Raw genomic sequence first — 21,646 nt, 5'->3', positions numbered from 1 at the left:
CGAAGGTGGGCCTGTGGCCTGGTGAATGGACCCGGCAGGCATCCACCGAACGGACGTCGGTTGCGCCGAGGTCGTTCATTTTTCATTAATTAATTAATGATCACATCCGGAGAAACCCGCAAACCGCGGGCGCGATGGGGATCAGCGCACGCCGGAGAGCGCCCGCGCGGCGCCCAGCAAGGCCGGTGATTGCGCCGACGTGATCACCCACACGGGCACGTCCTGGAGGTAGGTCTGAAAGCGGCCCTTGGATTGAAACCGGTCGCGAAACGGGGAAGTGTCGAACCAGCTGCCCAGGCGCGGCACGATGCCACCGCCCACATAGACCCCGCCGCGCGCGCCCAGCGTGAGCGCCAGATTGCCGGCCACCGAGCCCAGCATGGCGCACAGCATGTTCAGCGCTTCCAGCGCCTGTGGCTGGCGTGCGTGCAAGGCAGCGTCGGCCACCGAGGCGGCCGTGCTCATGCCGCTCAAGGCCACGCCGTCGGCATCGCACAGCAGCGTGAAGGTGTCGACCAGTCCCTGGCCGCTGCACAGCCGTTCCGCCGAGGCGCGGCCATACATCCGCATGAGACCGTCCATCACCAGCCGCTCACGGGCGCTCACCGCGGGCAGCGTCACGTGGCCACCCTCGCCCTCCACGGGCACCCAGCCGCCCGCGCCGTCGGGCAGCAGCCCCGACACCCCCAGACCGGTGCCCGCGCCCAGCAATGCGCGGGCCTTGTCGGGTTCGCCCACCCCGCCGCCGACCTGGCGCAGCTCGCTGGCGGGCAGGTCGGGCAGGGCCAGGGCGAGCGCGGTGAAATCGTTGAGCAGGCGCAGGTGTGCCAGGTTGAACTCGGCCTTCACCGCCGCCTGCGAGAAAGCCCAGTGGTGGTTGGTCATGCGGACCTGGTCCCCGGTGACGGGGTTGGCGATGGCGATGGCCGCCAGGGCAGGCCGACCACGGCCCAGGCCTTCGAGGTAGGCGTGCATGGCCGCCTGCAGCGTGGGGAAATCGGCGCAGGCCAACACACGCACATCGGTCACCGGCGCGCCGGCACCGCTTTGCCAGGCAAAACGGGCGTTGGTGCCACCCACATCGGCGAGCAGACGGCCGGTCTCGGAAACGTCAGGGGACATGGCGGTGTGCCTCCGGTGGTGCGCGTCGCGTCAGGCAGGCGGCGCAAAGCGGCGCATGATAGCCCGACGCCGGCGGCGCGGCCACCTGGGTCAACCCGCGCGCTGTGAGCGCGCCCAGCGCACGATGTCCGCCGCACCCATGGCGCCTGGCTGGCGCGCCACTTCGCGGCCACCCACAAACAGCGCGAGGGTGGGAATGCTGCGGATCTGCAGCCGCGCGCCGAGCTGTTGTGCTTCTTCGGTGTTCACCTTGGCCAGGCGCATGTGGGGTTCAAGCTCGCGCGCGGCGGCTTCGAACTGCGGCGCCATCGCACGGCACGGGCCGCACCACGGCGCCCAGAAGTCCACCAGCACCGGCACCTGGGAGCGGGCAATGTGTTTGTCGAATGCCGCTTCGTCCAGCGCCACGGGGTGACCGGTGAACAGCGGTTTGTGGCACTTGCCGCAGTCGGGCGCCTGCGAGAGGCTGGCCTGCGCCACGCGGTTGGTGGTGTGGCAATGGGGGCAGACGATGTGCAGGAGGTCGGTGGTCATGGTCAAGCAGTTGGTGGTCGGCGCGCGAAATGCAAGCGACTTGCTCTCAATCGCTCAGACCAGGTAGCTGATGAGGCTGGCCAGCATGCTCAGCACGATGGTGGTGGCGAACGGCAGGTTCCAGTCGCGCCCGAAGGCCTTGAACCGCAGGTCGCCCGGCAACCGGCCGAAGCCCAGGCGCCGCAGCATCGGTGTGAACCAGCTGATGAGCAGCAGCGCCAGGAAGATGACGATCATCCAGCGGATCATGGTCAGAGCCTGTGGGTGCGGTCGCCAGTCTCAAAACCCAACGGCAGCCAGCCCTGCGCGCTGGCGGCGGGGGCCAGCGCCACCACCTTGAACAACTCGCCCATCTCGTGTTCGTTGAGCAGCTTCTGCATCATCGCGTTCTGGCGCATGTCGGCGGTCTGAGCGAGCTGCAGCAGGCCGCTGTTGAGCAGGAACCGGCCCTGGCTCGTGTAGCCCAGCACCGCCATGCCGGCGTCCTGCGCGGCCAGGGCAATGCCGGTGAAATTCACGTGCGCGGTGATGTCCTTCTGGCCCACATCGGCCAGCGGATCGCTGTCGCTGCGGTGCGCGCGGTGGCACATCAGCGTGCCCATGTGGCGCTGTGCATGAAAGTACTCGGCCTCGGGGAAACCGTAGTCGAGGAAAAACGCCGCACCGCGCTGCAGCCGGTCGGCCAGGGTGCGCACGAATGCCTCGGCCTGGGGGTGGATCTCGGTGAGGTAGTCGTGCTCGCCCGGCACGTCCACGGGCGGGCGCAGCTCGGTGGGTCGATCGGCCCAGGCCAGTCGGCCTTCGTTCCACGCCACGCCGCGCTCGAACCACGCGCCGCCCACGCGCGCCAGCAACTGCACCGGCATGGCGTCGAGCACTTCGTTGCCCAGCACCACGCCCTCCATGCGCTCGGGCAAGGCGTCCACCCAGCGCACCACGTCTGCGTATGCCACCAGGGTGGCGCGCTGGCGCTCGCGCAGGCTGCCAGAGAGATCGACGATGGTGTAGCCGCGCAGCGGCCGGCCCTGGTCGGCCAGGGCTTCGATGACCTGCAAGGCGAGGGCGCCGGTGCCGGCACCGAACTCCCACACCTCGTCGGTGCCGGTGGCGTCCAGGGCCTGGGCCACCTGGCGGGCCAGGGTGTGACCAAAGAGCGGGGTGAGTTCGGGCGCGGTCACGAAGTCGCTGCCACCGTGCGGTGTGTGACCGAACTTGGGCGCGGTGTTGGCGTAATAGCCCAGGCCGGGCTCGTACAAGGCCATCGCCATGAAGCGGTCGAACGGCAGCCAGCCCCCGGCTTGTGCGATGGCCCCGACCACCCGCTGCAGGAGGTCGCTCGTTAAACTCGTCGGTTCTGTTGCCATGGGGGTCTGCACCCCCGGATTGTCGCCCAATGCCCTCCTCGTCCGCCCCTGCCGCGCCCGAAGCGCGCACCGTGCTCGTCACCGGCGCGGGCAAGCGCCTGGGCCGCGACATCGCGCTCACCCTGGCGCGTGCCGGCTGGAACGTGGCCGTGCACCACCGCCACTCGGCCACCCATGCGCAGCACACCGCCACCGACTGCGACGCCCTCACCGGTCGCCCCGGCAGCGCCGCCACCTTCTTCGCCGATCTGGCCGATGAGACCAGCGTGCGCGCCCTGCTGCCGGCCGTGGTGGCGCACTTCGGACAACTCGACGCGGTGGTCAACAGCGCCTCCACCTTCGAGAACGACAACGCCGCGAGCTTCGGTTTCGCCGCCATGGAAACCCACTTGCGGGCCAACACCGGCGCGGCCGTGCTGCTGGCGCAGGCGCTGCACGCGCACCTGAGCGCCCGAGATGCCCGAGGCGCCGTGGTCAACCTGCTCGACCAGAAGCTCTGGAACATGAACCCGGACTTCTTCAGCTACACGCTCTCCAAGGCCGCGCTGGAAGCCGCCAACACCATGCTGGCGCTGGCACTCGCCCCGCGCGTGCGGGTGGTGGGCGTGGCCCCGGGCCTCACGCTCACCAGCCACCTGCTGAGCGACGAGCAGTTCGCCGCCCTGCACCAGCAGTCCCCGCTGGGCCGCTCCTCAACCCCTGAAGACGTGGCCGCCACCGTGGCCTTTGCGCTGGGCAATTCGTCCATCACCGGCACCACGCTGCTGGTGGACGGCGGCCAGCACCTCATGCGCTTCGAGCGCGATTTTTCGCTCATGTAACCCGGACCGATGCCCATGAACGCCACCTACGCCGGCACCCAGATCCTCACACTCAGCGGTTTGCGCTTCGACGCCAGCCTGGGCATTCTCGACATCGAAAAATCGGCCCCGCAGCCGATCCAGGTGGACGCCGAACTCAACCAGGGAACACAACCCCTGCTGCCGCACGACGACGACATCGGCCACGTGCTCGACTACCGCAAGGTGCGCCAGATCATCATCGACGAGTGCACCGCCGAACACGTGAACCTGCTGGAAAGCCTGATCGGCAAACTCACGCGCCGGCTGATGCAGATGCCCGGCGTGATCGGTGTGCGGGTGAAGATCGCCAAGCTGGAGATTTTTGAAGACTGCGAAGTGGCGATCCGGATGGAAAGCGGGCAGTGGTAGATCGGATTCACCCCCACGGCGCTTCGCGCCACCCCCTCAAGGGGGCGACGTCTACGGCCCGGCAGAGCCGGTTCCGTGACGTCTACTGGGGTGGGGCACGTGCTCCGGCGACAACCGAATCAAGCGAAGTTTGAGAAGTTATCTATTTTTTATAACTTACCAAATTTCAGTAGAATCGCGCCATGAATCCCGTTCGAAACCCCTTCGCGCCCGGCGCGGGCACGCCACCACCCGAGCTGGCCGGCCGTGATGCCTTGCGCGAATCCCTGCGCATCGCGCTGGAGCGCGCGCGCATCGGCCGCCCCGCCAAGAGCGCCATGCTGGTGGGGCTGCGCGGGGTCGGCAAGACGGTGCTGCTCGACCGCGTTCGCGACGATGCCGAAGCCGCCGGGATCCACACGGTCCGGCTGGAAGCGCCGGAGGGTCGGTCCCTGCCCGCGTTGCTCGCGCCCCAGTTGCGACAGGCCCTGCTGCGCCTGAGCCAGACCGAAGCCGCCAAAGCGTTTGCGATCCGCGGCCTGCGCGCGCTGGCCGGCTTCGCGAGCCGGCTGAAGGTGACCTACAACGACATCGAGGTCGGCATCGACTTCGAGCCCGAGCCCGGCCTGGCCGACAACGGCGATCTCGAACACGACCTGCAGGCCCTGATGGAACAGGTCGGCCTGGCCGCCAGGGCGGCAGGCACGGCCCTGGCCATCTTCATCGACGAACTGCAGTACGTGGAAGAACCGCAGCTCGCCGCGCTGATCACATCCCTGCACCGCACGGCGCAACGGCAACTGCCGGTGGTGCTGGTCGGCGCGGGGCTGCCGCAGTTGCGTGGCCAGCTGGGCAATGCCAAGTCGTATGCCGAGCGGCTGTTCGACTTTCCCGAGATCGGCGCCCTGCCCACCGAGGCCGCCACGCAGGCGATCGAAAAGCCACTGCACGACGAAGGCGTCGCGATCACCTCGCCCGCGCTGCACGAAATCCTGCGCCTGAGCCAGGGCTATGCCTACTTCCTGCAGACCTGGGGCAGCCACACCTGGCTGGCCGCCGACGCCAGCCCGATCGGCATCGACGTGGTGCGCAAGGCCAGTGTCACGGCGATTGCCGCGCTCGACGAAGGCTTCTTCCGCGTGCGCTTCGACCGCTGCACGCCCAAGGAAAAAAAGTACCTGCGTGCCATGGCCGAACTGGGTGAAGGCCCGCACCGTTCGGGCGACATCGCGGCCTGCCTCGATGAAAAGGTGTCGTCGCTCGCACCCACGCGCAGCTCCTTGATCACCAAAGGCATGGTCTGGAGCCAGACCCACGGCGACACGGCATTCACCGTGCCGATGTTCGCCGCCTTCATGCAACGCATCATGCCCGGGAACACCTGGCGTTAGGCCCTGGAGAGCCATCCATGAACACCGAACACGAAAACCACAAACTTGAGAAGCGCCTGTGCCGCGAGGTCGGCCGCGCGATCGTCGACTACAACATGATCGAGGAAGGCGACCGCGTGATGGTCTGCCTCTCGGGTGGCAAGGACAGCTACGCCATGCTCGACATCCTGCAGAAACTGCAGGCGCGCGCGCCCATCGGCTTCGAGCTGATCGTGGTCAACCTCGACCAGAAGCAGCCCGGCTTTCCGGCCGACATCCTGCCGGCCTACCTCACCAAGCTGGGCGTGAAGTTCCACATCGAGAACCAGGACACCTACTCCATCGTCAAGCGCGTGATCCCCGAGGGCAAGACCATGTGCAGTCTGTGCTCGCGCCTGCGCCGCGGCATCCTGTACCGCGTGGCCAGCGAGCTCGGTGCGACCAAGATCGCGCTGGGCCACCACCGCGACGACATCCTGCAGACGCTGCTGCTCAACATGTTCTTCGGCGCCAAGCTCAAGGGCATGCCACCGAAGCTGGTGAGCGACGACGGGCAGCACGTGGTGATCAGACCCATGGCCTACGTGGCCGAGAAGGACCTCACCCGCTGGGCCGAGGTGCGGCAGTTCCCCATCATCCCGTGCACCTTGTGCGGCAGCCAGGAAAACCTGCAACGCAAACAGGTGGGGCTGATGCTCAAGGACTGGGAGAAGCGTTTCCCGGGCCGTGTGGAGAACATGTTCACGGCATTGCAGAACATCGTGCCCAGCCACCTGATGGATCGCTCGCTGTTTCCGTTTGAAACCATTCACGCCACGGGTGAGGCCTTTGAGGACGGGGACAAGGCGTTCGACGACGAGCCGCTGCCCGTGGTGGCGCCGGCATGGCCTGAAGAAAGCGGCGTCGAAGGGAACGCAAACCCTGCGCGCGCAGTCATATCGATTTCCGCGGCGCACTGAGACCCCCGGGGGCCGGCGATCGCCACCCTGGAAAAAGGAGGCTTCATGACGACCCCATCTTGCGCCCGCCCCTGGGCCGGCCTGTTCAAGATCTGCACTGCAGCGCTTGCCCTGTTCGCGCTCAGCGGTTGCGCCAGCGTGTACCTGGTGGACAACCAGGTGCAGAGCTACGCACGCTGGGCCGACCGCCCCACGCCGTCGGGTACCTCCACGCCGGCGGTCATTCCCCAGGCGCCCCAGGTGTTCCGCTTCGAGCGGTTGCCGTCGCAGCAAGACAACCGCGGTGCCGGGCAAAACGAACTGGAAAGGCTCGCCACCCTGTCGCTCGCCAAAGTGGGCTGGACGCCAGCCGCCGCTGGCGTGACGGCGCCCTGGACGGTGGAAGTCAGCGCGGCCACGCTGCGCCTGCCCCGTGCGCCTTGGGAGAGCCCTTATGACGGCTTTTGGGGTGGTGGCTTCGGGCCGGGATTCGGCTTTCCGGGACGCGACTACGTGGTGACCGGCACGGGCCAGATCATCTACGCACCGCTTTTCATGCGCATGGACACGCCCTACTACCAGCGAGAGGTGTCGCTGGTGATTCGCCATGCGGCCAGCGGGCGGGTGGTGTACGAGACCCGCGCCGCGCACGATGGCCGCTGGAACAGCTCCAACGCCTTGTGGCTGGCCATGCTGGATGCCGCCCTGCGCGGCTTTCCCACGCCGCCCGAGGGACTGCGTCAGGTCAACATCGAAGTGCCGCGCTGAGGAGCGGCCGACCCCCCGGGCCAGGTTTCAAGCATCGCGATCCAGCAGGTCGCGAATGGCCTCGCCCAGTGCGTCCATGCTGTCCTGCTTGCCCATCACGTCGCTCACACCGGCCTCACTCGCCTCGGCCAGCAACCGGTCGTTCACATGCCCGGAAATGATGGCGATCTTGAGCCCGGGGCGCAGGCGCCGGATCTCGGTGGCCGTTTCCACACCCGACAGGCCTGGCATGTTCTGGTCGCTGACCACCAGGTCGACGTGCACACCGGGATTCGCCTGCATCCAGGCCAGCGCCGCTTCCCCCGATTCGAACGTGGTGGCCTGGTGTCCGTGCTTGCGCAGCAGGCGCCCGACCAGAAACACCAGCGCTTCGTAGTCGTCGATGTAGACCACGTGCTTGCCCGTGACGGCGCTGGACATCGGCACGGGCGCCGCGCTCACCGCCATCGATGCGCTCTCGCCAGCATCGGCCGCAGCGGCCAGGGGCAGGTACACATCGAAGCGCGTGCCTTCGCCGGGCTGAGAGTGCACGCTGATTGCCCCCCGGTGTGCCTTGACGATGCCATGCACCACCGCCAGACCCAGACCGGTGCCCGCGCCGGGTGCCTTGGTGGTGAAGAACGGTTCGAAGATGCGGCGCTGCGTCTCGATGTCCATGCCGGTGCCGTTGTCGGCCACGCTCAGGCAGGCGTACGTGCCGGGGGTCAGGCCTCCGAGCTGCAAGGCCTGCGAGGCATCCAGTCGCACCTCGCGCAGCGCCACGGTGATGTCACCCGAGCCGCCTTCCATGGACTGCCAGGCGTTGGTGCACAGGTTCATCAGCACCTGTTGCATCTGGGTGGCGTCGGCCAGCACCTGCAGGCCTGACGACGGCAGGCGCGCGACCAGCTTGAGGCCGGCGGGCAGCAACGAGCGCATCAGACCCAGGGCTTCTTCCACCAGTGGCTTGAGCGGTTGGCGCTGCATCTCCTGGGTCTGACGGCGGCTGAAGGTCAGGATCTGCTGCACCAGCTGGCGTGCGCGGATCGCGGCACGGCTGATCTCGGCCAGGCTTTCCTGCGCCGGGTGGTCTTCACCCACGTCCTCGCGCGCCAGCACGAGGTTGCCCAGGATGGCCGCGAGCAGGTTGTTGAAATCGTGCGCCACGCCCCCGGCCAGGGTACCGATGGCCTCCATCTTTTGCGACTCGCGCAGTTGCGCTTCGAGCGCGCGCTGTTGGGATTCGGCCTCCTTGAGCTCGGTGATGTCGGTGTGGGTACCGACCATGCGCAGCGGCAACCCGTTGCTGTCGCGCGCGATCACGACCCCGCGCGACAGCACCCACTTCCAGCGTCCGTCCTTGCAACGGATGCGGTGCTCGTTGCGGTACATCGGTGAACGCCCCTCGAAGTGGGCCGCGCGGTCCAGCTCCATCTGCGCCCGGTCGTCGGGATGGGTGCGCGCGTCGAGCTCTGCGGCGAGGTTGGCGATGTCGTCGTCGGCATAGCCAAACATGGCCTTGATGCTGGTGGAGAAGAACTCCTCGCCCGTGCGGATGTTCCAGTCCCACACACCATCGCCCGCGCTCTCCAGGGCCAGTTTCCAGAGCGTCTCGCTGGCGTGCAAGGCGGCTTCGGCTTCCTTGCGGTCGGTGATGTCGAACAGCACGCCCACGCGCAGGAAACCCTGCTCATCGGCCGACACCGCGCTGGACCGGTTGCAGATCCACTTGATGCGCCCGTCCGGCAGCACGACACGGAACTCGGTGTCCAGACTGACCACGCCCGACATGATGGCCTGGCGGTCCCGCTCCAGCATGACCCGGTCTTCCGGATGAAAGTACCGCGAGAGCAACGCGGGATCGCGCATCAGGTCTTCGGCCTCGAAACCGTAGAGCTCGCGGACGCCGGCGCTGAGAAAACGGTACTCGCGCTCGCCGTCGTGCCGCACAAACACCGAGAAAACGGCACCCGGCATCTGGGCAGTGATCAGCCTCAGTTGCTCCTCGCTGTCGCGCAGTGCCTTCTGGTCGCGCATGCGATCGGTGATGTCCTCCACCGTGCCCTCGTAATACAGCAGCACACCCGATGCATCGCGCACGCCGTGCGCGTTCTCGCTGATCCACACACGTTCGCGTGTCTTGTGGCGGTGGATCTCCGAAACGAAGCCGCGCACGTAGCCGTCGCGCTCCAACTGGGCCTGGAACTCCCGGCGTCGCACCGGGTCAACGTACCACTCGTTGGCGATGTCGTTCACCGCATCCGTCAGTTCCGCCTCGGACGCATAACCGTTGAGCCGCACCAGCGCCTGGTTGGCGCGCAGCATCTGCCCTTTGGGCGAGCTGCGGTAGGCCCCGATGGGCAGGAAATTGAAGAGGGTCGAAAAATCCCCGTCGGGCGGAGATGGCGCCAGTGTCATGCAACGGATTGTGTCGCAACCCCGTGTTTTCAAGGTGTTCAACGCCCGCGAAAGTGGCGTCACCGGTACAGTTGCAGCCTTCCGCCCGCCTTCAAGGACACCCTTTGCAAGTCACCCGCATCCTGGCCGTGCGCCACGGTGAGACCGCCTGGAATCGCGACACGCGCATCCAGGGGCACACCGACATCGAACTCAACGAACACGGTCGCCGGCAAGCGGCCCAACTGGCCCACGCCCTGCGCGACGAACCGATCGCTGCCTGCTACGCCAGCGACCTGCTGCGCGCCCTGGAGACCGCACAGGCGGTGGCCCGCACGCGCGACCAGACCGTGACGACGCACGTGGGCCTGCGCGAGCGCTGTTTCGGCCGTTTCGAAGGCCACACCTGGACCGAGCTGGAGCAGCGCTTTCCCGAGGAGTCCCTGGCCTGGCGCAAGCGGGTGCCCGACTTCGCGCCCGCGGGCGGCGAATCGCTGTTGCAGCTCGAGGCGCGCGTCGTGTCCACCGTGGAAGAACTCGCCGCTCGCCACCCGGGCGAGCAGATTCTCATGGTGGCGCACGGCGGCGTGCTGGACATCCTGTACCGCGCCGCCACGCGCCTGAGCTTGCAGGCGCCGCGCAGCTGGGAGCTGACCAACACCGCCGTCAACCGGCTGCTGTGGTCGCCCGAAGGCCTCAGCCTGGTGGGTTGGGCCGACACCAGCCACCTGCAATCCGATCACGGCAAAACCCTGGATGAACGCAATGCATGAATCCGCATCATTGACGCGCTGGCGCCGGGCGCAGGCCTGGATCGGCCATGGTGTGGAGGTCGTTGACACACCCACGCTGGTGATCGACCTCGACGCCATGGACCGCAACCTCGCGCGCATGGCGGCATTTGCCAACGAGCACGGCGTGCGGCTGCGCCCGCACGCCAAGATGCACAAGAGCGCCGAGCTGGCCCAGCTGCAGATGGCCCACGGCGCGGTGGGCGTGTGCGTGCAGAAGACCGACGAAGCGCTCGCGCTGGCCGGGGCGGGCGTGCGCAACGTCTACATCAGCAACGAAGTGATTGCGCCGTCAAAACTGCTGCACCTGGCGCAGGCGGTGCGCGATCTCCCGACAAAGTTTTCCATCGCCGTCGACAGCGCGCAGGGCGTGGAGCGTCTGGCCCATGCCTTGCGCGCTGCAGGTGTGAGCGCGCCCGCCTGCGTGGACGTGCTGGTGGAGATCGACGTGGGGCAAGGCCGCTGCGGCGTCGCGCCCGGCGCGCCCGCCGTGGCGCTGGCACAGGCGATCACAGCGCATCCGATGCTGCGCTTTGCCGGGCTGCAGGCTTACCACGGCGGCGCCCAGCACCGCCGCACGGCCGCCGAGCGCGCCAAGGCCATGGCCGCCTCCACCCGCGCCGTGCAGGCCACCTGCGAGGCACTTCGGGCCACCGGCATCGAGGTGCCCCTGGTCACGGGCGCAGGCACCGGCACCTTTTTGCTGGAGGCCACCAGTGGCGTGTGGGGCGAGCTGCAGGTGGGCTCGTACCTGTTCATGGACGCCGACTACGCCAGCAACGAGGCCACGCCGCTGGCGCCGGTGTTTGAACACGCCTTGTTCGTGAAGAGCCAGGTGATGAGCCGCAGCGCCGACCACGCGGTGTGCGACGCCGGCCACAAGAGCCACGCCATCGACAGCGGCATGCCCGGCGTGTGGTTTCCCCAGGGGTTGAGCTACACCAGCGGTGGTGATGAGCATGGCGTGCTGCGCACCGACGGCAGCCATCCACTGCCCGCGCTGGGCGAAGTCGTCTGGCTGGTGCCGGGCCATTGCGACCCCACGGTCAACCTGCACGACTTCATGGTCGGGGTGCGCGGTGGGCTGGCCGCGGGCCAGGTGGAGCGCATCGTGCGGGTGGACGCGCGCGGCTGCCTGGGCTGACGCTCAAACCTCGACGGTGGCTTTGGCGTAGTGGCCGATCAGGGCCAGCAGTTCGTCTTCGGAGTACGGCTTGCCAAGGTAGTGGTCCACACCCAGTTCACGCGCGTGTTCGCGGTGTTTCTCCGCGATGCGTGAGGTGATCATGATCACTGGCAGGTCGGACAGTCGCGCATCGCTGCGGATGTTGCGCACGAGGTCGAAGCCGTCCATGCGCGGCATCTCGATGTCGGACAGAACCACCGTGGGCCGCTCGGCCTGGAGCTTCTCCAGCGCCTGCAGCCCATCGGCCGCCAGCGTCACCCTGTAGCCTTCGCGCTGCAGCAGCCGTTGGGTCACGCGGCGCACGGTGATGGAGTCGTCGACCACGAGGACCAAGGGCACGGCATTGGCGGCCATCTCCATGGGTGCCGGTGCGTCCTCGGGCATGGCCAGCGCGGCCTTCTGCCGACTGGCCACCCAGCTGCGAACCTGTTCGCCATACACCGTGGCCAGGGCCACCGGGTTGTAGATGAGGGCCACGGCACCCGAGGCCAGCACCGACATGCCGGCCAGACCGGGCAGGCGCGAGAGCTGTGAGCCCAGGTTCTTCACCACGACTTCCTGGTTGCCCAGGACCTCATCCACGTGCATGGCCATCCGTTGGGCGGCACTTCGGAAAATCATGACCGGCAGCGTGCGGCCCTTGTTCTCCAACGATTGCACCGACGACTGCAGCAAGGCGCCCGCCCAGAAGAACGGAACTTCCTCGCCCGCCACGATCAGCGAACCGCTCGCGTAGGCCTTGCTCAGTTCGTCGTTGCTCACGCGACGCACCAGCTCCACCAGGTTGGACGGCACGCCCAGGGTGAGCGCGCCGGCGCGCAGCATCACCACCTGCGTCACCGCCGTGGTCAGCGGCAGCACCAGCTTGAAGTTGGTGCCTTGTCCGGCCTGGGTGGCGGTCTCGATGCGGCCACCCAGTGCGACGACGTCGTTGCGCACCACATCCATGCCGATGCCCCGGCCGGCCAGCTCGGATATTTCACGCGCTGTGCTGATGCCCGGCTCGAAAACGAGTTGGGCGGCGTGCGCATCGCTGATGTCTGCGTCGGGCGTGACCAGACCCAGCGCGGCCGCCTTCTCGCGCAGGCGCGCCAGATCCAGCCCGGCGCCGTCATCGGCGAACACCACCGACACATCGTTGAGTTCCTGCGCCAGCGTGATTTCGATCTGACCTTCGGCCGACTTGCCGGCGGCCACACGGGCCTCGGGCGTCTCGATGCCGTGCACCACGCTGTTGCGCAACAGGTGTTCGAACGCAGCGGTCATGCGGTCGAGCACGCCACGGTCCATTTCGATGTTGCCGCCGGTGATGTCCAGGCGAACCTGCTTGCCGGTTTCCTTGGACGCTTGCCGGACCACACGGTACAGCCGCTCGGAAATGCCTTCGAATTCCACCATGCGCGTGCGCAAGAGATCGCGCTGCAACTCGCGGGTCTGCCGGCCTTGGGCCACCAGACTGTCTTCGGTCGATTCCACCGCGCGCTGCAGGTTGCGCTGCACGGTGGCCACGTCGTTCACCGACTCCGCCATCATGCGGGTGAGCTCCTGCACGCGGGTGAACCGGTCGAATTCGAGCGGATCGAACGACTGATCTGCGTCACGCGCCTGGGCCAGGCGGGACTGCATCTGTGTCTCGGCCTGCAGCTCGATGTCGCGCAACTGGCCACGCAGGCGGTCCAGGTTGCCCGTGAGATCTTTCAGCGAACCCCGCAGCGTCACAAGTTCGGACTCCATGCGCGAGCGGGTGATCATCACCTCGCCGGCCTGGTTGACCAGGCGGTCGAGCAACTCGGGACGCACGCGCACCGCAGCCCCCGCACGGGCCTGCAACACCGTGGGCGCCACCGGCATGGTGAGCCCTTCCATGCCCCGCGCCGCAACGACTTCGGTGGACAGATCCGGTGCCCCGTCGGTGGCTGGTGGCGCCAGGGCTGCAACCGGCCCGGACACGATCTGCTCGGGAGCGGTCTGCACCACATCGACGGACTCGGGATCCTGGCGACGCAGCACGTCGAAACGGGCGCTGATGGCATCAAACGCGGACTGCAAGGGCTCCAGGTCGGCGCTGCGTTGCACGTCGGAGCCCAGTCGCTCGGCCGTGGTTTCCATGCGGTGAACCATCTCGCCCAGGCGCAGCGCGCCTGCCAGACGCGCACTGCCCTTGAGCGTGTGCAGATTGCGCAGCACTTCCGATCGGGCACTGCCGTTGTCCGGGCGCGCCACCCATTGACGCAACGCGCCTTCGAGCTGGGGCAGCAGTTCCTGGGCTTCTTCCGCAAAGATCGGGAACAGATCGATGTCGATCGTGTCCAGCACATCGATGTCGTCGTCGATGTCCTGCACCGCGGCATGTTCAATGCGGTGGGTGTCGGCGTGGGGGGGAACAAAATCGATCGTGGTTTCGACCAGGGCAGGCAGGTCGAAAGTCGTCAATGGTGCGAGGCTCGACGCAGCGACCTCCGGCTGGGCAAGCACCGGTTCTTCGGGCACCGGCGTCTCGATGACCGGCTCATCCATGACCGACAAGTCATCGGTGTGCAGCGGGGATTCGTCAGGCACCGGATCGTGGACCACCCGGTACAGCGCGTCCATCAGTTGTGGATCGGGCTCCTTGAGGAAGCCGGCAGCAAACTGATGCAGAAGCCGGCGAATGTCTTCGGATGCATCAACGAACAACTTGGCCTGCTCGGCGGTGGCCAAGGCGCCGGCCCGCTGATGAAGACCCACCGACCCGAGCGCATGCTCAAGGGCTCGGGCGATGTCCGACAGCGACTGGAAGCCAACCGTGGCAGAGCTGCCGGCCAACGAGTGTGCCAGTGCTTCGGATTGCTCCGGCACGGGCTCGTGACGCTCAAGCGCCCATTCGGCCAGCCCCGTGCACAAGCGGCGCGACCACTCGTCCGCCTCGTTGAGGTACACGTTGTAGAGCTTGAGGCCGATGCGCAGTGAACCAATCACCCGCGTCTGCTCATCGGGCATGTCCGTCTCGGCGACTTGTTCAGGGCTCTCCACCGGATCGGGCGCCTGCGCAGCGGTATCTGGATCCAGTGCCATCGGCTCTTCGAGCAACGGCACGGTTTCGGCCGCTGGCAAGGGATCGGCTTCTTCAGCCTTGGCGGCTTCGCTCGACGAAAAAGCCGCCAGGCTGCCGAAGTCGATGTCCGCGAGCATCTGCTCTGGAGCAGGCAATTCACTTGAAGGCGATGGTGGTTCAAAGTCGAGGAACGCGGTGTCGATCTGAATGGCTTCTTCAGTCGCCTCCTCCTGTGAAGGCAGATCATCGACGTCCGCCAACTCGCCAAGATCGAAGTCCACGTCCGACGGCGCAGCATCAAGGGCCTCGACAGGGGAAGGCGCCATTTCAGCGGCCTCCAGGACAGCAGGCTCGGAGGCAGCGGCAGCGGATGCCTCCGGCGCCACCACGTCGAACAGAGGTTCTTCTTCGATTGGCGAAGACACACCTTCGGGCGCGGCCGCATGCGTCAGTGGCAGGAAAAGGCCCTGGTCGCGCAGCGCTTCGGCACTGGCCTTGAAGGGCTGCGCCTTCCAGTGCTCTTCGCGCCGCGCCGAGATGTCATTCACCCACCGACCAAAGTCGGTCATGGCTTGTTCCGTCAGCATCAGCAATGGCTGGCCTGCAGGCCGTTGCTCGGCCAACACGGTGTTGACCAATTGCTCCATGGACCATGCCGCCTGGCCGAATTCCTCCAGTCCCACCATGCGCGAACTGCCCTTGAGGGTGTGAAACGCGCGACGCAGGGTGGTGAGGTGCTCCAGATCACCCGGTTGCACGCGCAACTGTGCAATCGCATCCAGGCCATTGCCCACCACTTCCCGGGCTTCTTCCAGGAAAATGTCGAGCAGATCGTCTTCGTCGTTGTCTTCACCGGTGGCGTCGACCGGCTCGCGCTCATGGGCCGCGAGAGAGGCTTCGGACAGCCCCACCAAAGCCTGTGCACCCGCCGCCGCATCGTTCCCGACCACCGCGCCAGCCGCCTCACGCGCAGCACGCGCCACACCCGACTGCTCGGCGAGCGTGGCCTGCTCGGCCAATGCATCGAGCTGCTGGCTCAGATCGACCAGGTTCATGCCGCCCTGGACTTCGTTGACGACCTGCTGCACGCCATCGCTGATGGCGCGGGCCTCGTCGTGCACTGGCGGGTGGCGCAACTCCGTATTGATCGTGCGTCCCATGAGCGGGAGCAACTCACCCTTGTCTTCGTCAAAGACAAACAACTTCTTGGCCAGATTCGGCTGGTAGTTGAGCATGTCCACCAGCAGGCTCATGGCACTCAGGTTGTTGCCCAACTGCTGGAACGTACCGGCTTCGCGCGCCAACGCCTCGTCCACTTCCGTGTCGAGGATCTGTTCGACCATGGTGCGCATGCGGGTGACGGCATGGACCGCTTGCTCCAGCCCCAGCACCGACAGCACGCCACGCATCTGAGCCATCTGCGAGACGGCGACGTGCAAGCCCGCTTTTTCCTGCGGTGTGCGGAAGAACTGGTCGAGCGACTTCTCAACCTCCCCCAGGGACACCTTGAGTTCCCCCACCACACTGCCCATGGTCTGGCGATCGCTCACCCGGCGGTACAGCTGCTCCATCCAGGTGTCCAGCGGTTGTGCCGACTGACCGGCCATCACGGCTTCAAGGCGATCGGCCAGCGCCTGCGTGCGCTCGGTGAGCTCGGGCGCGCGGGGGTCGAAATCCTCAAAGGCCGCTTCGAGGTACAGCGTGGTGGTGGCCACTTCCATCGCCAGTTCAGGACTCACACCACCGGGCTCGCGCACCGCATGGTCTGCCGCCTTCACCAAGGCCTGGGCCAGCACTTTGCTGGCGGGATGCAACTTGAGCAGCGAGTCGCCAATCAAGCCGAACTGATCGGCCACCTGACGTGCCCGGCTGGCGTCACCGCCGGAATACAGCGACCAAGCCTCCTTGGCCGCATTGATGCGCTTGCGCGCCTGGGCGAGGACTGCCGGGTCATAGCGGCCGAGTGTGGCCACGTGATAGTCGACCGCCTCAACGGCGCCCAAACCAAAGGCCTGTCGGACGGCTGCCAGCTGCGGCGCCAGTTGACTGGACACCTCATGCGGCTGGGCGCAGAAAAACAAAAGATCGTGCAGCAGTGTTTCCGATACCTGCGACTTGCCTTGCGACAAGGTCACGAACTGCATCAGGATCCGCGAAAAAGCCCGTTTGACATAGACGTCGGTGGGCAACAGACGGTGCGCAACCGCTTCAAAGAAGCCGGCTGCCACACGCCAGAAGGTTCGGGCTCGGGTATCCACCGCTCCCGCAGACAGTCCAGCGCTGATCTTCACCAACTGCTGTACCGCCGCCTGGCTTTCCGTCTTGACGGCCAGCAACACCAGGCGATCAAACAAGGAACGGATGGCCGCATTGCATTCGAGCGGCGCCCGGTCGGCTGGGGCCGCCACGTCCACGCCGTGGTGATCGAACGGCCACAGATCGGCAGGATGCACACGCTCGGCCGCAGCCAGCTCCTGCACTTCGCGGTATTGGGAGAACAAGGCGACGGGTTGCACCGGCTTGTTGTTCAGAACCGCTTCAAGGTATTCCACCAGGGCGAAGCTGGCGCGCTCGACCTTTGCCGCTGCCTCTTCATTGCAGCTCTGTGGTCGCTGGACAAACCGCTGAACCGCCGCCTCCATGGCTCGAAGCACGTGGGCGGGCGCGCCCAGACCCACCATTTCCAGAGCACCAACCGCCTGATGCAGTTGCTGACGCGCCTGACGCAGCGAGGCCGGATCAACCGCCTGCAGGTCGTCCATGCGCGACTGTTCCGTCTCACGCACAAACCGCTTGATCGCCTTGTTGGCGCCATCAAGCGATTTGCGCAACTCGTCGAACACCCATGCCAACGGACCGAGGTCGGCGACAGGTGGATCCATCTGCGGACTGTCGGTAGCGGTGTCGAGCATGTTGATCTTGGAGTAAGGGTCCGACTGGGGCAATCAGGCGATCTTGAATCGCGACACCGACTGGCGAAGTTCTTCTGCCATCACCGAGAGCTCACGCACCTGCTGCGCCGTGGAGCGGGTACCTTCCCCGGTCTGCTCCGTCACGGCGAAAATGTGCTGGATGTTTCCCGCCACCTCGTTGGCGGAATCGGCTTCTCGCGACGCCGCGTTGGAAATCTGCTCGATCAGCTCGGCCAGCCGGCGCGAAACGCGGTCGATCTCGGACAGAGCGGTACCGGCGTTGTCGGAGAGCTTCGCTCCCTCGACCACGCCCTGCGTGGAGCGCTCCATGGCGGCCACCGCGTCCTGCGTGTCGGTCTGAATCGCCTTCACCAGCGCCGAAATCTGTCGTGTCGCATCGGCAGAGCGCTCGGCCAGTCGCTGCACCTCTTCCGCCACCACCGAGAAGCCTCGGCCAGCTTCACCGGCCGACGCGGCCTGGATGGCGGCGTTCAGTGCGAGCACGTTGGTCTGTTCGGTAATGTCGGAAATCAGTTCGGTGATCTCACCAATCTCCTGCGACGACTCACCCAGCCGTTTGATGCGCTTGGAGGTTTCCTGAATCTGATCGCGAATCGAGTTCATGCCTCCGATGGCGTCCTGCACCGCCTGCAGACCCGACTCGGCCGCTTGCAGCGAAGCACGGGCCACCGTGGCCGACTCCTGCGCCTGACCCGACACCTGGTTGATCCGCTGTGCCATGTCGAGCACCGACTGACCCGTTTCGCGAATTTCCCGAAGCTGTTCGGTGGAGGCTGCCAGCAGTTCGGTGGACGTGTTTTCCACCGCCGACGTCGTTTGCGCAACGCGCGTGGCCGTGGCCTGCACGTTGCCCACCAGCGAGCGAAGCTCTTCCACCGTGTAGTTCACCGAGTCGGCAATGGCACCGGTGATGTCTTCGGTCACCGTGGCTTCCTGGGTCAGATCACCTTCGGCCACCGTTTGCAGTTCGTTCATCAAACGCAAAATGGCGGCCTGGTTGGCGTCGTTGACGCGTTTGGCGTCCTGCTCCAGCGACTCGGCCGCCAGACGCTGCGATTCCGCCGTCAGTTGACGTTGCCGGCTTTCCTGCAGCTGCACATAAGCCAGACCACCGGCGCACAACAGGGCAAAGAGCGCCGAAAAGAGCAAGGCGCCGAATTCGCCGCCGCTCAGCCCCGAACGCGAGGTGAGTTCCGACTGCAGGTTCTGCAGACCCAGACGCAGCGGCTCACTGTCGGCAATGATGCTGGCCTGTGCCTCGCGGGCTGACACCAGACCTTGCAGGTTGCCCAGAATGGCGCCCGCTTCCACCCTCGTCTGTTCGTACAGTTTCAGCAATGCACCGAGACGCTCGCGCACTTGTTCGTCTCTGGCCGCAGCCAGGCGAAGTTCTTCGCTGCCGTTGAGCAAACCTTCCGAGATTTCCTTGAACGTGTTCAAGTCCTTGCCCAGCAGGAACACCGCCTCGGGGCTCACGCCTTCAAGCGTCAGAAACTCGTTGGCCGACTTGCCGATGCGCTGGGTCAACATCACGAGCTGGCCGGACGCGGAAATTTCCGCAGCCGGCGCGTTTTGCTGCAGCTTGAGCGAAGAAATGGTTTCGGCGATTTCCAGCAGGTCCGACGACTGCCGGTTGATGGTGCGCAAAGCGTTGCCCACCTGGGTCAGGATCTTTTCCTGCGCCAGCACCGCGGACGCATTGCCTTCAGCCGCGTCAATCCGCGGCAGCAGTTCGTCGAGTCGGGCGGCGTACTCAGGGCCCAAGGCGTCGATGGACATGTCGGTATCGCCTTGCTTCAGGCCTCGCAGGCTGCGCGACAACACGTCAGAACTGTCACGCACCTCGGGGAAGGCTGCAGGGCTGCCGATCAAGGCCTGGGAAACGCTCTTCGCCAGACGCTGCGACTGCATCAGCGCCTGACCGCTGGCGGCCAACTGCTGACTGACTTTCTCGGTCTGGCTCAAGACGAAGAAGGTGACCGCACCGAGCACGACCAGACCAAAAGCCAGCAACACGGCGAGCGTGCGTTGGTGTTGCTCCGCAGGCCGGCGCCCCAGCAAGGGCACCGAGATCAAACCGGACTGCTCGGAACCTTCATCGTCGGCCATGAGCAGATTGCCGGAATAGTCATCCGCCTGAGGATCGGGAGCCAAGCGGGCAGCGGCCAGTTCGGCGGCCTCTTGGTCGGTCACTGTGGACAGGTCGCGTTCATCATCGGCTTTTTTCTTGAACAGTCCCTGGAATCGATCAAGCGTGGCCATGTAAACACCTTCCAACAGAAAACAAATGAGAAAAGATCGGTCTGATCAACCTGCGTGGTTGTCAGGCCGCAATTGCGAGGAATTCGGGCTCGCCCACCAACACCTGCAGATCCAGCTCCTGCCAATGCAAGCCCTGGGCATCCTTCAACGATCGATTGAAATAGGAGGGCGCGCCATCCGGCTTGGACCCAAAGCCGCTGAACATGGCAGCACTTCGCAGTCCCAAGAGGCGATCGATCCAGATCACCGCGTTCACCCCCAATGCGGTGTGCAGACTGACCAAACGTGACTCTGAGGTGATGCGCTCGCCTTGACTCGCCAGCGCAGCCGAGCCGGCGACGGGGCTCGCAGACTCCACCAGCGCCGCAAGATCGATGACACCGTGCAGACCACCCCGCAAGCTGGCCACACCCAAGTACCAAGGCTTGGTGTACGGGACGCGCTGCACCGCAGACCAGGGGAAGATTTCACCGGACTGAACCAGCGGAAGGAGATAGCGGCTTCCGTTGGACTCCACCGCCAGCCAGGCCGCCGTCACGGCTTCTGTTTTGGCAACGCTCAATCGTTGAGCCAAACGTTCCTGCAGCTCCTTCAGTGATTGTCGTTTGGCCATGCTCGGTAGGGTTCAATTCAAGGTGGTTCAGGCCAGCGCCCGGATCTTCGACAGCAACTCTTCACCGTTGACAGGTTTGGTCACGTAGTCGCGTGCCCCCTGCCGCATGCCCCAAACCCGATCCGTCTCCAAGCTTTTGCTGGTGCACATCACGATCGGAATGTTCGAATACTGAGGATCGCGGGTGATGGCACGCGTCAACTGAAATCCATTTTGACCGGGCATCACAACGTCCATCAGGATCAGGTCTGGCTTTTCCTCTCCCAAGCGACGGAAGGCCTCGTCCGCATTCTCAGCGGTCCTCACGCTGTAGCCGTTTTTACTCAACAGATCGGACAGCACCATGAGTTCGGTTTTTGAATCGTCAACAACGAGGATTTTGTGAATGGCCATCATGCAGCTCCGGCTAGGTTGGCGCCGAACTGCTGCACGGCATGCAGCAGTTGGTCTTTGGTGAAAGGTTTGGTGAGGTAGTCCTGCGAGCCCACCATGCGTCCGCGGGCCTTGTCAAAGACGCCATCCTTGGAGGACAGCATGACAACAGGAATGTTGGCGAACTTGGCGTTGCGCTTGATGATGGCGCAGGTCTGATAGCCGTCGAGGCGGGGCATCAGGATGTCGCAGAAAACCAGATCGGGCTGGTAGTCGTTGATCTTGGCCAAGGCGTCGAAGCCATCGTCAGCCAGCAGGACTTCGTGCCCACCCTGCTTGAGGAAGATTTCGGCGCTTCGCCGAATGGTGTTGCTGTCGTCGACAACCAGAACTTTCAGGGCGGGTGTTGGGCTCACGATTCACAGGCTCCAGGAATGGGTCAGGAAGTGCGGCACTCGGGCCAGGGAGCCCGTGCCTCGGTCTGTGCAGGCCAGTGCGACGGGAATCTATTGATCAGATCTGGACCATCTCGAAGTCCTCTTTGCGAGCGCCGCATTCGGGGCAGGTCCAGTTCATCGGCACCTGAGACCACGGGGTTCCAGCCGGTACGCCGTGCTCCGGAGCACCTTGCGCTTCGTCGTAAATCCAGCCACAGATCAGGCACATCCAAGTCTTCGTTTCGGTCATGGTTATAGGGGGCCTTGTCATAGAATGCAAGCATTGTATCGAGCGAGGTACAGCCCGCTGGAAGTGGATTCTGGCCCCTGTCCAATGCCTTGTTTGGAGCGCCAGG

The 21,646-nt window shown here is 65.6% G+C and carries 18 protein-coding genes; 7 read left to right on the top strand and 11 right to left on the bottom strand.

Annotated elements, in window-relative coordinates; genetic code table 11:
• Positions 1-141 precede the first annotated feature (141 nt).
• The 4 genes from glk to V6M63_RS12100 all read right to left on the bottom strand — a co-directional run bounded on the left by glk (position 142) and on the right by V6M63_RS12100 (position 3,020).
• Complete coding sequence (glk, locus tag V6M63_RS12115) at positions 142-1,122, bottom strand: glucokinase (RefSeq protein WP_332742100.1); 981 nt, start codon at positions 1,120-1,122, stop codon at positions 142-144.
• 90 nt (positions 1,123-1,212) lie between these two features.
• Positions 1,213-1,656, bottom strand: coding sequence for a thioredoxin TrxC (trxC, locus tag V6M63_RS12110; RefSeq protein ID WP_332742099.1), 444 nt, complete (start codon positions 1,654-1,656; stop codon positions 1,213-1,215).
• 54 nt (positions 1,657-1,710) lie between these two features.
• The gene (locus tag V6M63_RS12105) at positions 1,711-1,905 is read right to left on the bottom strand and encodes a DUF2905 domain-containing protein (protein ID WP_332742098.1); all 195 of its coding nucleotides are present in this window, start codon (positions 1,903-1,905) and stop codon (positions 1,711-1,713) included.
• A gap of 2 nt (positions 1,906-1,907) precedes the next feature.
• Positions 1,908-3,020, bottom strand: coding sequence for a class I SAM-dependent methyltransferase (locus V6M63_RS12100; protein ID WP_332742096.1), 1,113 nt, complete (start codon positions 3,018-3,020; stop codon positions 1,908-1,910).
• Between the two features lie 29 nt (positions 3,021-3,049).
• Between V6M63_RS12100 and V6M63_RS12095 the strand changes: the two genes are divergently transcribed.
• The 5 genes from V6M63_RS12095 (at position 3,050) to V6M63_RS12075 (ending at position 7,286) form a co-directional block, all read left to right on the top strand.
• On the top strand, positions 3,050-3,841 hold the full coding sequence (locus V6M63_RS12095; RefSeq protein WP_332742095.1) for an SDR family oxidoreductase: 792 nt from the start codon (positions 3,050-3,052) through the stop codon (positions 3,839-3,841).
• 15 nt (positions 3,842-3,856) lie between these two features.
• The gene (locus V6M63_RS12090) at positions 3,857-4,231 is read left to right on the top strand and encodes a dihydroneopterin aldolase (RefSeq protein ID WP_056268080.1); all 375 of its coding nucleotides are present in this window, start codon (positions 3,857-3,859) and stop codon (positions 4,229-4,231) included.
• A 182-nt stretch (positions 4,232-4,413) separates the two neighbouring features.
• Positions 4,414-5,601: an ATP-binding protein gene (locus tag V6M63_RS12085; protein ID WP_332742093.1), complete on the top strand. Its 1,188-nt coding sequence runs from the start codon at positions 4,414-4,416 to the stop codon at positions 5,599-5,601.
• Positions 5,602-5,618: 17 nt separating this feature from the next.
• Positions 5,619-6,539, top strand: coding sequence for a tRNA 2-thiocytidine(32) synthetase TtcA (gene ttcA, locus V6M63_RS12080; RefSeq protein ID WP_332742092.1), 921 nt, complete (start codon positions 5,619-5,621; stop codon positions 6,537-6,539).
• Positions 6,540-6,584: 45 nt separating this feature from the next.
• On the top strand, positions 6,585-7,286 hold the full coding sequence (locus V6M63_RS12075; protein ID WP_332742090.1) for a hypothetical protein: 702 nt from the start codon (positions 6,585-6,587) through the stop codon (positions 7,284-7,286).
• Positions 7,287-7,313: 27 nt separating this feature from the next.
• Here the strand turns inward: V6M63_RS12075 and V6M63_RS12070 are convergent, their stop codons facing one another.
• Complete coding sequence (locus V6M63_RS12070) at positions 7,314-9,683, bottom strand: hybrid sensor histidine kinase/response regulator (RefSeq protein WP_332742088.1); 2,370 nt, start codon at positions 9,681-9,683, stop codon at positions 7,314-7,316.
• 104 nt (positions 9,684-9,787) lie between these two features.
• On the opposite strand from V6M63_RS12070, the gene V6M63_RS12065 reads away from it, so the two are divergent.
• Both V6M63_RS12065 and V6M63_RS12060 read left to right on the top strand, forming a co-directional pair.
• Positions 9,788-10,435 carry a histidine phosphatase family protein gene (locus V6M63_RS12065; protein ID WP_332742086.1) on the top strand — a complete coding sequence of 216 codons (648 nt, stop codon included), beginning with the start codon at positions 9,788-9,790 and terminating at the stop codon, positions 10,433-10,435.
• Positions 10,428-11,597: a DSD1 family PLP-dependent enzyme gene (locus V6M63_RS12060; protein ID WP_332742085.1), complete on the top strand. Its 1,170-nt coding sequence runs from the start codon at positions 10,428-10,430 to the stop codon at positions 11,595-11,597. The genes V6M63_RS12065 and V6M63_RS12060 overlap by 8 nt, the downstream gene beginning before the upstream one ends.
• 3 nt (positions 11,598-11,600) lie before the next feature.
• On the opposite strand, the gene V6M63_RS12055 is transcribed toward V6M63_RS12060, so the two are convergent.
• The 6 genes from V6M63_RS12055 to V6M63_RS12030 all read right to left on the bottom strand — a co-directional run bounded on the left by V6M63_RS12055 (position 11,601) and on the right by V6M63_RS12030 (position 21,540).
• A complete protein-coding gene (locus V6M63_RS12055; RefSeq protein WP_442909581.1) occupies positions 11,601-17,618 on the bottom strand; it encodes an Hpt domain-containing protein in 6,018 nt (2,005 codons plus the stop codon).
• The gene (locus V6M63_RS12050) at positions 17,619-19,868 is read right to left on the bottom strand and encodes a methyl-accepting chemotaxis protein (protein WP_332742084.1); all 2,250 of its coding nucleotides are present in this window, start codon (positions 19,866-19,868) and stop codon (positions 17,619-17,621) included.
• Between the two features lie 61 nt (positions 19,869-19,929).
• Positions 19,930-20,481, bottom strand: a complete 552-nt coding sequence (locus V6M63_RS12045; protein ID WP_332742082.1) for a chemotaxis protein CheW — start codon at positions 20,479-20,481, stop codon at positions 19,930-19,932.
• Between the two features lie 27 nt (positions 20,482-20,508).
• Positions 20,509-20,874 carry a response regulator gene (locus V6M63_RS12040; protein WP_056268050.1) on the bottom strand — a complete coding sequence of 122 codons (366 nt, stop codon included), beginning with the start codon at positions 20,872-20,874 and terminating at the stop codon, positions 20,509-20,511.
• Positions 20,874-21,272, bottom strand: coding sequence for a response regulator (locus V6M63_RS12035; RefSeq protein WP_056268045.1), 399 nt, complete (start codon positions 21,270-21,272; stop codon positions 20,874-20,876). The genes V6M63_RS12040 and V6M63_RS12035 overlap by 1 nt, the downstream gene beginning before the upstream one ends.
• 94 nt (positions 21,273-21,366) lie before the next feature.
• Positions 21,367-21,540 carry a rubredoxin gene (locus V6M63_RS12030; RefSeq protein ID WP_056268254.1) on the bottom strand — a complete coding sequence of 58 codons (174 nt, stop codon included), beginning with the start codon at positions 21,538-21,540 and terminating at the stop codon, positions 21,367-21,369.
• Positions 21,541-21,646: the final 106 nt, after the last annotated feature.

Origin of the sequence: Hydrogenophaga sp., assembly GCF_036675665.1 — a bacterium.
In the GTDB taxonomy this organism is placed as follows: domain Bacteria; phylum Pseudomonadota; class Gammaproteobacteria; order Burkholderiales; family Burkholderiaceae_C; genus Hydrogenophaga.
This window is presented reverse-complemented; position numbering and strand designations above follow the sequence as displayed.